Annotated in this window: 16 protein-coding genes; 15 read left to right on the forward strand and 1 reads right to left on the reverse strand. The window is 43.1% G+C overall.

The genetic code is table 11. The annotated features are described in order from the left end of the window. Positions 1-3: 3 nt before the first annotated feature. From G576_RS0107855 to G576_RS0107920, 14 genes are all read left to right on the forward strand, one after another. On the forward strand, positions 4-1,947 hold the full coding sequence (locus tag G576_RS0107855; protein ID WP_027974139.1) for a sucrose-specific PTS transporter subunit IIBC: 1,944 nt from the start codon (positions 4-6) through the stop codon (positions 1,945-1,947). 142 nt (positions 1,948-2,089) lie between these two features. After that, on the forward strand, positions 2,090-2,971 hold the full coding sequence (gene scrK, locus G576_RS0107860) for a fructokinase ScrK (RefSeq protein WP_027974140.1): 882 nt from the start codon (positions 2,090-2,092) through the stop codon (positions 2,969-2,971). A gap of 126 nt (positions 2,972-3,097) precedes the next feature. Further along, entirely contained in the window at positions 3,098-3,583 is a 486-nt protein-coding gene (gene rimP / locus G576_RS0107865) for a ribosome maturation factor RimP (RefSeq protein WP_037618756.1), read from the forward strand. A 351-nt stretch (positions 3,584-3,934) separates the two neighbouring features. After that, the gene (gene nusA, locus G576_RS0107870; protein WP_027974142.1) at positions 3,935-5,143 is read left to right on the forward strand and encodes a transcription termination factor NusA; all 1,209 of its coding nucleotides are present in this window, start codon (positions 3,935-3,937) and stop codon (positions 5,141-5,143) included. A gap of 13 nt (positions 5,144-5,156) precedes the next feature. Further along, complete coding sequence (gene rnpM / locus G576_RS0107875) at positions 5,157-5,453, forward strand: RNase P modulator RnpM (protein WP_027974143.1); 297 nt, start codon at positions 5,157-5,159, stop codon at positions 5,451-5,453. Positions 5,454-5,611: 158 nt separating this feature from the next. Beyond that, complete coding sequence (locus G576_RS0107880) at positions 5,612-5,914, forward strand: YlxQ-related RNA-binding protein (RefSeq protein WP_027974144.1); 303 nt, start codon at positions 5,612-5,614, stop codon at positions 5,912-5,914. 18 nt (positions 5,915-5,932) lie between these two features. Beyond that, a complete protein-coding gene (infB, locus tag G576_RS0107885; RefSeq protein WP_027974145.1) occupies positions 5,933-8,773 on the forward strand; it encodes a translation initiation factor IF-2 in 2,841 nt (946 codons plus the stop codon). A gap of 351 nt (positions 8,774-9,124) precedes the next feature. After that, positions 9,125-9,475 (forward strand): 30S ribosome-binding factor RbfA, encoded by a 351-nt coding sequence (gene rbfA / locus G576_RS0107890; protein WP_027974146.1) that lies wholly within the window; start codon positions 9,125-9,127, stop codon positions 9,473-9,475. A gap of 66 nt (positions 9,476-9,541) precedes the next feature. Next, a complete protein-coding gene (locus G576_RS0107895) occupies positions 9,542-10,516 on the forward strand; it encodes a competence protein CoiA (protein WP_027974147.1) in 975 nt (324 codons plus the stop codon). A 9-nt stretch (positions 10,517-10,525) separates the two neighbouring features. After that, complete coding sequence (locus G576_RS0107900; RefSeq protein WP_027974148.1) at positions 10,526-10,714, forward strand: hypothetical protein; 189 nt, start codon at positions 10,526-10,528, stop codon at positions 10,712-10,714. A gap of 71 nt (positions 10,715-10,785) precedes the next feature. After that, positions 10,786-11,709 (forward strand): tRNA modification radical SAM protein MnmL/YtqA, encoded by a 924-nt coding sequence (mnmL, locus tag G576_RS0107905; RefSeq protein ID WP_027974149.1) that lies wholly within the window; start codon positions 10,786-10,788, stop codon positions 11,707-11,709. Continuing rightward, positions 11,703-12,299: a DUF3592 domain-containing protein gene (locus G576_RS12560; RefSeq protein WP_051178059.1), complete on the forward strand. Its 597-nt coding sequence runs from the start codon at positions 11,703-11,705 to the stop codon at positions 12,297-12,299. The genes mnmL and G576_RS12560 overlap by 7 nt, the downstream gene beginning before the upstream one ends. A gap of 8 nt (positions 12,300-12,307) precedes the next feature. Then, on the forward strand, positions 12,308-12,856 hold the full coding sequence (mnmM, locus tag G576_RS0107915) for a tRNA 5-(aminomethyl)-2-thiouridylate-methyltransferase MnmM (RefSeq protein WP_027974150.1): 549 nt from the start codon (positions 12,308-12,310) through the stop codon (positions 12,854-12,856). Between the two features lie 3 nt (positions 12,857-12,859). Beyond that, complete coding sequence (locus G576_RS0107920; RefSeq protein ID WP_037618759.1) at positions 12,860-13,243, forward strand: hypothetical protein; 384 nt, start codon at positions 12,860-12,862, stop codon at positions 13,241-13,243. A 400-nt stretch (positions 13,244-13,643) separates the two neighbouring features. Here G576_RS0107920 and G576_RS0107930 read toward each other — a convergent pair whose 3' ends face one another. Next, complete coding sequence (locus G576_RS0107930) at positions 13,644-14,429, reverse strand: ABC transporter ATP-binding protein (protein WP_027974153.1); 786 nt, start codon at positions 14,427-14,429, stop codon at positions 13,644-13,646. A gap of 144 nt (positions 14,430-14,573) precedes the next feature. On the opposite strand from G576_RS0107930, the gene G576_RS0107935 reads away from it, so the two are divergent. Next, positions 14,574-15,133, forward strand: a 560-nt coding sequence (locus G576_RS0107935) for a GBS Bsp-like repeat-containing protein (protein WP_027974154.1), incomplete at its 3' end; no start/stop codon positions are given.

Below are 15,133 nucleotides of genomic sequence, written 5' to 3' on the forward strand. Positions count from 1 at the left end.
GTAATGGATTATAGTAAAGTAGCTGCCCAGGTCATTGAGGCAGTCGGTAAAGATAATCTTGTTGCTGCAGCACACTGTGCGACGCGTCTTCGTTTGGTTTTGAAGGATGAATCAAAAGTAGACCAAAAAGCACTTGATGATAATGCAGATGTCAAAGGTACATTTAGTACCAATGGCCAATACCAAGTTATCATCGGGCCTGGTGATGTAAACTTTGTGTATGCAGAGATTATCAAGGCAACGGGATTAAAGGAAGTTTCGACAGATGATTTGAAGCAGATTGTCGCACAAGACAAGAAATTCAACCCATTGATGGATTTGATTAAGCTATTATCAGATATCTTTGTTCCAATCATTCCTGCCCTTGTTGCTGGCGGTCTGTTGATGGCTCTTCGTAACTTCTTGACCTCACCAGACTTGTTTGGTCCTAAATCGATTGAAGAATTGTATCCTGCCATCCAAGGCATTTCTGCTATGATTCAATTGATGTCTGCAGCACCATTCATGTTTTTGCCAGTCCTTGTAGGTATTTCCGCTGCAAAACGCTTTGGTGCAAACCAATTTCTAGGTGCTGCTATCGGTATGATTATGACCACTCCTGATTTGGGTGGTAAAGAAGTTTTCTGGAATATCTTTGGCTTTAATGTTGCTCAAACAAACTACGCTTACCAAGTTATCCCAGTTCTTGTAGCAGTTTGGTTGCTTGCAGTTCTTGAGAAATTCTTCCATAAAAAACTGCCATCAGCAGTTGATTTTACCTTCACACCATTGTTGTCAGTGATGATTACAGGTTTCTTGACTTTTACGGTCATTGGGCCAGTAATGTTGACAGTGTCGGATGCGATTACTAACGCAATTGTTTGGTTGTACGATACAACTGGTGCGTTGGGTATGAGCATCTTTGGTGGTACTTACTCATTGATCGTAATGACTGGTCTTCACCAATCATTCCCAGCCATCGAGACACAACTTTTGTCTGCTTACAACAATAATGGTACAGGATACGGAGACTACATCTTTGTAGTTGCTTCAATGGCTAACGTTGCACAAGGTGCTGCAACTCTTGCTATCTATTTCTTGACAAAAAATGCAAAAACAAAAGGTTTGTCCGGTTCAGCAGCAGTTTCTGCTTTCCTTGGAATTACAGAACCTGCCCTCTTCGGGGTTAACTTGAAGTACAGATTCCCATTCTTCTGTGCTCTTGCAGGTTCGGCTATCGGTGCCCTCTTTGCAGGTTTGACTCATGTTATCGCTGTATCTCTTGGAGCAGCAGGTTTCATTGGATTCCTCTCAATCAAAGCATCTTCTATCCCAATGTATGTAGTTGCTGAGGTGCTTGCTTTTGCAGCAGCCTTTGCCTTTACTTACGTTTATGGCAAGACAAAAGCATCAGCAGTTTTCGCTGATGAAGCAGCAACAGCAGCTGCGGCAGCAGTGACAGCGTCTGTAGTTGAAACTTCAGAAGAAGTTGAAGAAACTGCAGAAGTCTCTACTGCACAAGAAACTCTTGTATCTCCACTTGAAGGTGATGTTGTTGCCCTTGAAAACGTTAATGACCCAGTCTTCTCATCAGGAGCTATGGGTAAAGGTATCGCAATCAAGCCAAGCGCAGACACACTTTACTCACCAGTTGACGGTGTGGTTCAAATCGCTTTTGAAACAGGTCATGCTTACGGTATCAAATCTGACAAAGGTACAGAAGTTCTTCTGCACATCGGTATTGATACTGTTTCTATGGACGGTAAAGGCTTTGCTCCAAAAGTAAAAGCTGAGCAACGCGTTAAAGCAGGTGATGTTCTTGCCACATTTGACCGCGCAGCTATTGCAGAAGCAGGTCTTGATGATACAACTATGATCATCGTAACCAATACAGCTGACTTCACAGAAGTTACTCCAGTTGCTGAAGGAACTGTTGCTGTTGGTGCAGATCTCGTCAACGTTAAATAATAATGCAATAAAGTGAGGCGCTGAGTGAAAAATTCAGCCCTTTCTTTATTATTTTTGGTATAATAGAAAAATAAAACGAAAGAGGAGGAAGCTAGGTCTGTTCAAAACAATTTTGACTGTTTAGGCTTAGTGTCAGGTTAACATGACGAAATTATACGGAAGTCTTGAGGCTGGTGGAACTAAATTTGTCTGCGCAGTTGGTGACGACAATTTTCAAGTTGTTGAGAAAACACAATTTCCAACGACAACCCCCTATGAAACGATTGAACGAACAGTAGAGTTTTTCAAGCGCTACGAAGATCGTTTGGCTGGTATAGCTATTGGTTCATTTGGTCCTATCGATATTGACCAAAATTCTCAAACCTATGGTTTTGTAACGACGACACCAAAAGAACACTGGTCAAATGTAGATTTGCTTGGTCTTATTCAAAAGGAATTTAATATTCCTTTCTATTTCACCACAGATGTGAACTCATCTGCCTATGGTGAAACTCTTATGCGTAAAGGTGTCAAGTCTCTTGTTTATTACACTATTGGTACGGGTATCGGTGCGGGTGCTATTCAAAACGGAGAATTTGTCGGCGGTATCGGTCATACAGAAGCAGGTCATGTCTATGTCCCTCGTCATCCGCGCGACTACGCTAATGATTTTTATGGGACTTGTCCATTCCACAAAGGTTGCCTTGAAGGTCTTGCTGCGGGTCCCTCTTTGGAAGCTCGTACGGGGATTCGTGGTGAATTGATTGAACAGAATTCGGACGTTTGGGATGTTCAGGCCTACTATATTGCCCAAGCAGCGGTGCAGGCAACGGTTCTTTACCGCCCACAAGTTATTGTTTTCGGTGGTGGGGTTATGGCTCAGGAGCACATGCTTCGTCGTGTCCGCGAAAAATTCGTGGCTCTTTTGAATGGCTACCTGCCTGTTCCAGATGTGACTGAGTATATCGTCACACCCGCGGTTCCTGAAAATGGCTCAGCAACGCTAGGAAATTTTGCTTTGGCAAAACAAGTGTCAGAACGCTAGGCTAATTTTAATTCCTACGTGATGCACAGCTTTTTCCTTGCAATTCCTAAAAGAAACTGCTATAATAGGTGAAAATATATAGAGAAGGAGGTTAGGACAAAAGTCCTGACCTCTTATCTATGTCAAATGGAGGTGATTCTCATCGCAAATATTGTAGAATTGGTGACACAGGTAATTGCGCCAGCCATTCCTCAGCCTTTTGAATTGGTTGATGTCGAATATGAGAAAATGGGTTCTGACTACATTTTATCTATTTTAGTGGATAAGCCAGGTGGGATTAACGTTGAAGATACGGCAGATTTGACGGACATCATCAGTCCGCTTTTGGATACGATTCAGCCGGACCCTTTTCCAGCTCAGTACATGTTGGAAGTATCTAGTCCTGGTCTTGAACGTCCGCTAAAAACTAGGGAAGCTCTTGAAGCTGCTGTTGGTCAGTACATTAATGTTTCACTTTACAAGGCCATTGATAAGGTTAAAATTTTTCAAGGCGATTTGACTGCCTTTGATGGTGAAACCTTGACCCTTGATTATTTGGATAAGACTCGCAAGAAGACAGTTCAAATTCCATATAGCAGCGTTGCTAAGGCTAGATTGGCTGTGAAGTTGTAGGTATTACATTTTTTAATCCCAAACAGAGCTCAGCTCTTCCCTGTTAGATTTGTTGAAAAGGACTAAAACGACCCTGCGAGCGGTGTGAAATGGCTCGTGGAGTTAGTTTAGAGTCTTTCACGACCAAGTCGCTATTATTATTTAAATTGAAAGGAACTGAACACGGGACTAAGTTTCTAGGGGCAATAAGATCCATTAAATCTTATTTTCCGGCGAATAAAAAATCAAAAGTAGAGCGGATAGTCTTCCTTACTTTCCGATTTTGAAGTCTGGGCTTTAAATAGTTCACAGATCTATTTGATGTTCTACGAAATTTTTCGCAAGCGAAACGTCCTTCTGTATCTTAATTTTATGAGCAAAGAAATGCTAGCAGCCTTCCAGATTTTGGAAGAAGAAAAACACATTAAAAAAGAGGATATCATTGACGCAGTCACTGAATCTCTCAAGTCAGCTTACAAGCGTCGTTATGGTCAATCTGAGAGCTGTGTGGTTGAATTTAACGAAAAAACGGGTGACTTCCAAGTTTTTACCGTTCGTGAAGTTGTGGATGAAGTTTTCGATTCACGTCTTGAAATTAGCCTCAAAGATGCCCTTCTTATCAGTTCGGCATATGAGCTGGGCGACAAGATTCGTTTCGAAGAATCTGTCAAAGAATTTGGTCGTGTGGCAGCTCAATCAGCGAAGCAGACCATCATGGAGAAAATGCGCAAGCAAACCCGTGAAATTCTTTACAACGAGTACATGGAGCATCAAGGTGAGATTATGACCGGTACTGTTGAGCGTTTTGACCAACGCTTCATCTACGTTAACCTCGGAAGCATTGAAGCCCAGCTTTCTCATCAAGACCAAATTCCTGGTGAGACATGGAAATCTCACGACATGATTGACGTTTACGTTTACAAAGTTGAGAACAATCCAAAAGGTGTTAACGTTTTTGTAAGCCGTAGTCACCCTGAGTTTATCAAACGTATTATGGAGCGTGAAATTCCTGAGGTTTTCGATGGAACGGTTGAAATCATGAGTGTGTCTCGTGAAGCGGGTGACCGCACAAAGGTTGCGGTTCGTAGTCACAATCCAAATGTTGATGCTATCGGTACCATCGTTGGGCGCGGGGGCGCTAACATCAAGAAAGTTATTAGCAACTTCCACCCAATGCGTACAGATGCTAAGACCGGTCTTGCTATTCCAGTTGAAGAGAACATTGATGTCATCGAGTGGCAAGAAGATCCTGCGGATTTCATCTACAACGCCATTGCGCCAGCCGAAGTGGATTATGTTATCTTTGATCCAGAAGATCCCAAACGTGCGACGGTTGTTGTGCCAGATAGCAAGCTATCATTAGCTATTGGTCGCCGTGGACAAAACGTTCGTTTGGCAGCTCATTTGACAGGTTACCGCATTGATATCAAATCTGCATCTGAGTATGAAGAAATCATGGCACAGTGGGAAGAAGCTGACGCTACCGAAACTGAAGAAGCTGTAACTGAAGATTTTCTGACCAATGACCAAGCCGCAGAAGAAGTGGTTTCAGAAGTGGTTGACGCTGAGAACGTAGAATAAAGGGAGGTTTACCGTGGCTAAGACACGCAAAATCCCATTACGCAAGTCAGTCGTTTCAGGAGAAATTATTGATAAGCGTGATCTACTCCGTATAGTGAAAAATAAAGAGGGCGATATTTTTATTGACCCGACAGGCAAAGCCAATGGACGTGGTGCCTATATTAAGCTGGATAATGCAGAAGCTATTCAAGCGAAGAAGAAAAAGGTCTTTAATCGCTCCTTCTCAATGGAAATCCCAGATAGTTTTTACGACGAACTCATCGCTTATGTTGACCACAAAGTCAAGCGAAGAGAACTTGGATTAGAATAAGCAAACGAAGTGAGCAGTATCCACAGTTTTCTGCCACAGTGAGAGTGGGAAAGTCTTGCTATTAGGGAGATTTCGGGACTTGGGATAGTGCACTAGGCATATCATCAAAGATTCGATGTTTTCCACTTGATTTGCAGAAAATTGTAAAAGTAAACCTAATGACTGACAAAAATAAATTATCAAATCTGTTAGGCTTAGCTCAACGTGCTGGCAAAGTCATCTCCGGTGAAGACCTGGTAGTTAAAGCCATCCAGCACCAAGAAGCTAAACTTGTCTTTCTAGCAAGTGATGCAGCAGCAAATTTGACTAAAAAGATAGCAGATAAAAGTACATATTACAAAATAGAAGTCTCCACAGTGTTTGATACGCTGGAATTAAGTATGGCCCTAGGCAAACCACGAAAGGTTGTCTGTGTGGTTGACGCTGGATTTATAAAGAAAATGAGGACTCTTATGAACTAAAGAATAGGAGGACAAGATTTGTCTAAGAAACGTTTAAATGAAATCGCCAAAGAAATCGGCAAAACCAGTAAGGAAGTGGTAGCCAAAGCTCTGGAATTGGGGCTAGAGGTTAAAACGCACGCCTCAAGTGTTGACGAAGCCGGTGCTAAACGCATTGTTGAAGCTTTTGGAAATGGCGGAGCTGCTAAAAACGCGGCTAAAGAAAGTCTAGAAGTTGAGAAAAAGGTGAATCTTAAGGCTGACAAGCTAGCTGTCGCAAAAGTGGCAGAGCCAGCAAAAGCTGAAAATTCACCAAAATCTGTTGAAGAAAAATCATCAGTAAACGCAGCGCCAGTTCGCCCGCAAATCCGTAATTTCAAAGCGGAGCGTGAGGCTAAGGCAAAAGAACAAGCAGAACGCCGCCAAAATGGAGGCAACCGCAATAACCGTAGCGATCGTCGCGATAATCGTGGCGAAAACCGTCCACAAAACGGTGACCGCAATGGGCAAGCTGGCGGTAATCGTCAGAACAACCGTAACGATAATCGTCGCAATGATCGCCGTTCTGACAATCAAACGCAAAACCGAAATGAACGTCGTGATCATCGGAATGAAAATCGCTCACAAAATCGCTCAGCGCAGGCAGCACCACGCATTGATTTTAAAGCACGTGCTGCGGCTTTAAAAGCTGAACAAAATGCGGAATATTCACGTGAAAGTGAACTGCGTTTCCGTGAGCAAGAAGAAGCTAAGCGTCAGGCTGAAGCAGCTCAAGCTCGGGCACGCCAAGAAAAATTAAAGGCGCAAGCTGAGGCGGAAAAAGCTCAAGAAGAAGCTGTAAAAGAACTTGTTGTCACACCAACTATAGCACCGGCTCCTTCTACCAAGGAAACTCAACCAGTCGATAACCGACGTAAAAAGCAAGGCCGTTCTGAGAAGACTCGCGATTTTGATGATCGCAATGAGGATGGGCCAAAGCAAACAAAAAATAAGAAAAACTGGAACCAAAACCAAGTGAGAAATCAGCGTAATAGCAACTGGAATAATAACAAGAAAAATAAGCAACGTGGACGCAACCAAGCACCAGCTCCTGTAACTGAGCGTAAGTTCCATGAATTGCCAAAAGAATTCGAATATACTGAAGGTATGACTGTAGCGGAAATCGCCAAACGTATCAAACGTGAGCCTGCGGAAATCGTTAAAAAGCTCTTTATGATGGGTGTCATGGCTACTCAAAACCAATCACTTGATGGGGATACGATTGAGCTTCTGATGGTTGACTATGGTATTGAAGCTAAGGCAAAAGTAGAAGTCGATAATGCTGACATTGAGCGCTTCTTTGTGGAAGATAGTTATCTCAATCCTGAAAACATGATTGAGCGTGCACCAGTCGTGACCATCATGGGACACGTTGACCACGGTAAAACGACTCTTCTTGATACCCTTCGCAATTCTCGTGTGGCGACAGGTGAAGCTGGTGGCATCACTCAGCATATCGGGGCCTACCAAATCGAAGCAAACAGTAAGAAGATTACCTTCCTTGATACACCAGGTCACGCGGCCTTTACGTCAATGCGTGCACGCGGTGCTTCAGTAACGGATATTACTATTCTTATCGTTGCCGCAGACGATGGTGTTATGCCACAGACCATTGAGGCTATCAATCACTCAAAAGCAGCGGGAGTACCAATCATCGTTGCCATCAATAAAATTGATAAGCCAGGAGCTAACCCTGAGCGTGTTATCGGTGAATTGGCTGAGCATGGTGTTATGTCAACAGCCTGGGGCGGTGATTCTGAGTTCGTTGAAATCTCGGCGAAATTCGGTCAAAATATCGAAGAACTCCTTGAGACGGTTCTCTTGGTAGCTGAATTGCAAGAGCTTAAAGCTGACCCAACGGTTCGTGCCATCGGTACCGTTATCGAGGCGCGTTTGGATAAAGGAAAAGGTGCGGTAGCGACCCTTCTTGTTCAGCAGGGAACTTTGAATGTTCAAGACCCAATCGTTGTCGGAAATACTTTCGGACGCGTTCGTGCCATGACCAACGACCTTGGTCGCCGTGTGAAAACAGCTGAGCCATCAATGCCAGTTTCAATAACAGGTCTTAACGAAGCGCCTATGGCTGGTGACCACTTTGCAGTTTACGAAGATGAAAAAGCTGCGCGTGCAGCCGGTGAAGAACGCGCTAAACGTGCCCTTCTCAAACAACGTCAAAACACGCAACGTGTATCACTTGAAAACCTCTTTGATACCCTTAAAGCTGGCGAAGTGAAAACTGTTAATGTCATCATCAAGGCAGATGTACAAGGTTCTGTTGAAGCTCTTGCAAGCTCACTTCTAAAGATTGATGTTGAAGGCGTTAAAGTCAATGTTGTTCACTCAGCGGTAGGTGCCATTAGCGAATCTGACGTAACCCTTGCCGAAGCCTCAAATGCAGTCGTTATCGGCTTTAACGTCCGCCCGACTCCTCAGGCTCGTGCCCAAGCTGACGCTGACGATGTTGAAATCCGCCTGCATAGCATCATTTATAAAGTTATCGAAGAAATCGAAGATGCTATGAAAGGGATGTTGGATCCAGAATTTGAAGAAAAAATCATCGGTGAAGCTCTCATCCGTGAAACCTTCAAAGTCTCTAAAGTGGGTACTATCGGTGGCTTCATGGTCATCTCAGGTAAGGTGACTCGTGACTCAAATGTCCGTGTCATCCGCGATCGTGTGGTTATCTTTGACGGTAAACTAGCCAGCCTCAAACACTTCAAAGATGATGTCAAAGAAGTCGGCAACGGCCGTGAGGGAGGTCTCATGATTGAAAACTACAATGACCTTCAAGTAGATGACACTATCGAAGCTTATATCATGGAAGAAGTTAAACGTAAATAAGGAGTCCTTAACCCTTATACAGCAATCACTATGTTTACTTGTCGTCATTACTCCTTGCTTAGCTATAGCTAGGCAAGGAGCAGTGCTTGGATTAAACGCGTTTTTATCTTCTTTGTCTAAAGAGTTGATAGTTTATAAAACAAAGCTAGGTTTAGCCTAGCTTTTGTTAAAAGTAAGCAATATGTGATACTTTCCGCTATAGCAATAAGTTCATCAGCAGTTATGAATGTGGATGAGCTCTGAAATACGGGACTCTAAATCCTTTCTAAAGGATGAGAATCCCGCAGCGAGTTCTACTGCCCGTGTTGTTATTTAAGAAAAGTACCAAAGAATTAAAGAAAGGAAAATCAAATGGCAAACCATCGTATTGACCGTGTTGGTATGGAAATCAAGCGTGAAGTCAACGAAATCTTGCGTCTCAAGGTTCGTGACCCACGTGTTCAAGATGTTACCATTACAGATGTTCAAATGCTTGGCGATTTGTCAGCGGCAAAGGTTTACTACACTATCCACAGTACCCTTGCTTCTGATAATCAAAAAGCTCAAATTGGTCTTGAAAAAGCCACAGGCACTATCAAGCGTGAACTGGGTAAAAACTTGACCATGTACAAAATTCCAGACTTGATTTTTGAGAAGGACAATTCAATCGAGTACGGAAACAAGATTGATCAAATGCTTCGTGCCCTTGATAACCGTGATTAAAGCAAAAAATAGCCGATAACTTCGGCTATTTTTTGTAGTCTTTCGAATAATCAATTAGGAGGATTCATGCTAGTAGCACAAGATAAAAATGGAAAGTTAGTCAACCTGCTTGAGGGAATACCTGAACCTCAAGACTTCTTATGCCCGGCTTGCCAAAAAGCTGTTCGTCTAAAAAACGGAAAGGTAATGCGGCCACATTTTGCCCATATTAGCTTGAAAAATTGTTGTTTCTTTCAAGAAAATGAGTCTGAGGAGCACTTGAGTTTAAAGGCGGATCTCTATACGAGTCTTGCCAAAAGCGAGATGGTTCAGGTAGAGAAGCTTTTACCAGATTTGGGACAGATTGCAGACCTTTTTGTGGGAGAAAAGCTAGCGCTGGAAGTTCAATGTTCACGCTTATCGGAAGGGCGTCTGCGTGAGCGAACCTTGTCTTATCAAAAAGCTGGTTATCAGGTGCTCTGGCTTTTAGGAGAAAAGCTTTGGTTGGGCAATAAAATCACTAGTTTGCAAAAACAGTTCCTCTATTTCAGTCAAAATATGGGCTTTCACCTCTGGGAATTAGATAAGGAGCAACGCCAAATTCGGCTGAAATACCTGATTTATGAAGATTTGGAAGGGAATTTGTCCTATCTGGAGAAAGTTTCTTCCCTTGATGGTGACTTGATGACTTTTTTTAGAAGTCCTTTTGCGAGCCAGCCTCTGCCCAGCTATAGAGTCAAGCAAAATCAGACTATTTTATCTGTGATTCAGCGTGGTCTTATGGCACGTCACCCCCGTTGGCTGGCACGTCAGGCTGAAGCCTACGTTTTGGGTGGTAATCTGCTGGCGCAGACAGTCGATGATTTTTTTCCACAGGTTAGACCTCTTGTGGCTAAAGATAGTTTTTGCCAGATTAGTCAGGACTTATCGGATTTTTGCACCGCTTTTTTTCAATACTACAAAAAGCTGGAAAATAAACAATATCAACGGCTTTATCCGCCCATTTTTTATAAAAAAGCGCTTGCAAAAGCGTCTGAAAATGTTACAATAAAAGAAAAATGAGGTGATATTATGAAAAGCTTTGAAGCGTTTAGAGAAACCTTGTCGGCGGAAAGCTTGAAGTCCATCTACGAGGAAAGTAAGTTAGAAATTGCGCCTGAAGAATTTGAGGGGACGGAAGCTTTTTCGGTGGCTCTAGCTACCCAAATGGCTGTCAACCTCATTGAACACTATCAAAACTGGCTCAAGGTGGAAAAATAGACCTCCTTTAATATCAGGAAAGTGCCGATTTTGTCGGCACTTTTTCCATGTCTTGTGATAAAATAGAAAGCATGAAAAAACGTTATCGAACAGTCAATGACTATTACCGAGAATTATTCGGAGAGAAGATTTTTAAGTTGCCCATTGATGCAGGTTTTGACTGTCCCAATCGTGATGGGACAGTGGCTCATGGCGGCTGTACTTTTTGCACGGTATCGGGGTCTGGCGATGCCATTGTTGCTCCAGAAGCCCCCATCAGGGAGCAGTTTTATCACGAGATTGATTTTATGCACCGCAAGTGGCCTGATGTCAAAAAATATTTGGTTTACTTTCAAAATTTTACCAATACCCATGCTCCCTTAGAGGTTATTAAAGAACGCTATGAGCAGGCAATCAATGAACCTGGGGTGGTAGGCATCAATATTGGAACTCGTCCCGACTGCCTGCCAGATGATGTGATTCGTTATTTGTCCGAGTTATCAGATCGCCTGCATGTGACAGTAGAGTTGGGACTGCAGACCACCTACGAGCATACCTCAGAGCTTATCAACCGTGCTCATTCTTATGAGCTTTATGTTTCCACGGTCAAAAGGCTGCGCAGCCTTGCCCCAAAAGTGGAAATCGTCAGCCATCTTATCAATGGCTTACCAGGTGAGACTCATGAGATGATGGTGGAAAATGTACGACGCTGCGTGACAGATAATGATATTGATGGGATAAAGCTACATCTGCTACACCTTATGACTAATACTAGAATGCAACGTGATTACCATGAAGGGCGTTTGCAACTGCTCAGCCAGGATGAGTACGTCTCAATCATCTGTGACCAGCTGGAGATTATCCCTGAACACATTGTTATTCACCGTATCACAGGTGATGCGCCGCGCGATATGCTGATTGGTCCCATGTGGAGTCTCAATAAATGGGAAGTGCTTAATGCTATCGACAAGGAAATGGAACGGCGTGGAAGTGTACAGGGGTGTAAGATATGGTAGACAATCAGCAAGATTTATTCTTCGTTCTAGCCGCAGTTTTGCTTCTGTTCTTGGTAAGTGGGGGATTTTTCTATTTGTATCTACGGGAGCGCAATCGTGCTTGTCAAGCCACAGCCAGTGTTATAGGAGAAGTGATTGGTCATGCGCGTAGTCGGGGGCTAGTCCCTGTAGTCCAATATCAAGTAGAAGGTAAGGCTTATAAAAGGTTGTTAGAGTATCGAGCCGTGGTCACTGTTTCGACCCCATTTAAGTCTCCAAAAGCCCAGTCGCCATCTGATCCCTTAGCTGAGCGTATTGTGATTAATCGTAACTCTCTCGCCTCTTATAGCGTTTTTATGAAAGAGTGGTTTCCTATCGGGAGCCATTTGACGGTTTACTATAACCCGAATCGTCCCAAAGAGTCTTACGTGGAACGTTATGCAGGGCTTGATTACTTCTGGAAGCGCATGGCTTTACTTATGTTTTGGATGGCCTTGAATCTGCTAGTGCTCATGGTCAATAGAGAGTTTGCTGCTTTACAATTGCTGATATGGATTCCATCGTCACTAGGTATTTTTCTTTCCATCTATTGGAAGATGCTTAAAGGTTAGGAGAAGATATGATTAAACGTCCCATTCATCTCTCCCATGAGTTTTTGGAAGAGGTCTTAGATAAAGAGAGTGTCGCTGTTGATGCCACTATGGGCAATGGTAACGACACGGCTTTTCTAGCTAGATTGGCTAAGAAAGTTTATGCCTTTGATGTTCAGGAAAAGGCTATCGTAAAAACATCGGAACGATTAGAACAGCTTGGTTTGACTAATGCCAAACTCATTCTGGATGGGCACCAAACGGTTGATCAGTACGTAGACGAACCAATTCGCGCAGCTATTTTCAATTTAGGTTATCTACCATCTGCGGATAAATCAGTCATCACACAGCCACATACAACCTTGGTGGCTTTGGAAAAAATCCTAGCCATGCTTGAAGTAGGGGGGCGTGTTTCGGTCATGATTTACTATGGGCATGAAGGTGGAGACAGAGAAAAAGATGCGGTGCTAGACTTTGTGGCACAGCTAAATCAGACCTTGTTTACAGTCATGCTCTATCAACCGCTCAATCAAGTGAATACCCCACCCTTTTTGGTCATGATCGAAAGGATAAGCTAGCTGATGTTTGTTTTGCCTATTGAAAAATGCCAACCTAGTCAATGTTACTTATCTAAGCAGAAGGTCGATACTGTACGAACCTGGTTTTCTATAGACAGGCTAGAACCCTTACCTGTTAAAAGGATTGGCGATACGATTTTTCTAACTGATGGACATAGCAGAGCCTTTGTGGCTTACGAGAAAGGCATTACAGAACTTTCTCTGTTTTGGGACACTGATGACTGGCCCTTTTATGAGGACAGTGTCAGAGCTTGTCAAGAACAAGGCATCTTCAGTATCCCAGACCTAGCTCAGCGCCAGCTTTCTCCGGAAGAATTTGAGGAAAAATGGCTGGGATTTTGCAGGAAATTAAGCTACAATGACAAAAATAACGATTGTTCAAGATAGTGTAGAATTTTTGCAGGAGGCCAAGACGATTTTGATATCTGGCATAGAAAACCTGTCATAAAGTGATTGCTATTTATCAGAAAGAGGCTACCATGCTTAGAGACAAAGATGGCTTGATATGACCCTCAAGTACCCATATATCTTTGAAAAACCAGAATTTTTAACTTTCTGCACATACCTTTGGATAATAGTATGTTTAAGTTGGCAAAAGAGTGGTTTGGAAAGGGACTGCCTGTTTTATGCTGGTCTCGGATAAGTCAAGGAAAGTATAAGACCTATCAAGTTAAGCTGAAAGAAAAAGTTGAAAGCATTGTAGCGTTGAGGTGGGAATTAAGAAACTGGAAAAAACTTGCTAAAAAGAGCACCGAGGTCAAAACTCGGCGCTCTTTGTTTCAGGCCATTAGGTAAGCCTTGGTTGGATATAGATTCTGTCGTCATCAATTGGTAAAATGGTGACGGGGTTTTGATAGAAATGCGACAAGGCATCTTCTGTAAGAACATCTTTTTTGGCCCCTTGAGCGATGATTTGTCCCTGTCTCAGGAGCAGGACATGACTCATATGGCTAGTGATTTCCTCAGCGTGATGGGTAACATAGATGACTGTTGGCGCGTGTGGTAATTGGGAAATTTTCTCAATCTGCGTCAGCAATTTTTCTCGGGCAAAAAGGTCAAGCCCGCTGGTAGCCTCATCCAGAATAATGATGTCGGGGTCATCCATGAGACTTCGAGCAATGAGAAGAAGCTGTCTCTCACCCTGAGAAAGACTAGCGTAAATCCGTCCAAGAAGATGCTCACCCCCCAGAGCAATGAGCATCTGGCGTGCTTGGTCAAGTTCGTTTTCTCCGTAGGCCTTGTAGAGAATAGAAGACTTGTATTTTCCAGTCAGAACAATCTTTTCAGCAACCATATTTTTCGGCAAACGCTCGGAAATAAAGGTACCGACCACGCCAATTTTAGTGCGAATATCGGTCATATCTTCCTTGCCGAAAGTTTTACCTAAAATGCAAATCTGCCCCTGACTGGCCCAATGTTCAGCCATAATCAGTTTTAAAAGGGTAGTTTTTCCAGACCCATTTAGACCTAAAATAGCCCAAGTTTGTCCCCTTTCAACCTGCCAATTCAGGTCTTTCAAAATCATTTTTCCCTGCTGGATAAAGCTGACCTTATCAAAAGAAATAACTGACATAACATCTCCCTTTACGTTTTGTTACATTATAGCATAAAGTTTAATTTTTTAGAAAATAGCAGAGCGAATATAAGCTGTAAGTCTTTATTATCGCATGAAAACATGCTATAATAACATAAATATTCGGATAATCATGGAGTCAAAATGAAAAGTTTTGTTAAAGCTAACCTCACCATCCCTGTAGCCCTTAGCCTCTTTTTGGCTAATACGCAAGTCCAAGCCGATGAAACGACGACAGTCAAGCAAGAAACAAGCCTTGCTAGCCCTGTTTCATCAGAAAGCACTAGCACAGAAAGCCCTTCAGCTACTCCAGAAACCAGTCAGGTAAGTACCGAAGCTATCACAGCTAGCCCTGAAGCAACTCAGTCAGCCCCAACCTCAACTTCAACCGAAAGCACAGAGGTAGAAACAAAAGCAGAAGTATCAACGGAAGCCCAAACTACCGTCACTTCAGAAGCTAAGGAGTCAGAAACTCCCAAAACTAGAGAAGCTAGCACCGAAAGAGTAACTCCAAAGGCTTTAAAGGCTCCAAAAGTGGTCGAGACCTCCCCTCTCTCAGCCACTCCAAATGCTCAAGACATGACAGTAACCTACACAGGAGAGGTTCCCAAAAACAGTGAAGTCCGTGTTGCTGTCTGGTCGCAGATTGGTGGCCAAGATGACCTCAAATGGTACACCCTTCAAAACGGTCAGACCACCGTTCC

It is taken from the genome of Streptococcus porci DSM 23759 (assembly GCF_000423765.1).
Taxonomy (GTDB): domain Bacteria; phylum Bacillota; class Bacilli; order Lactobacillales; family Streptococcaceae; genus Streptococcus; species Streptococcus porci.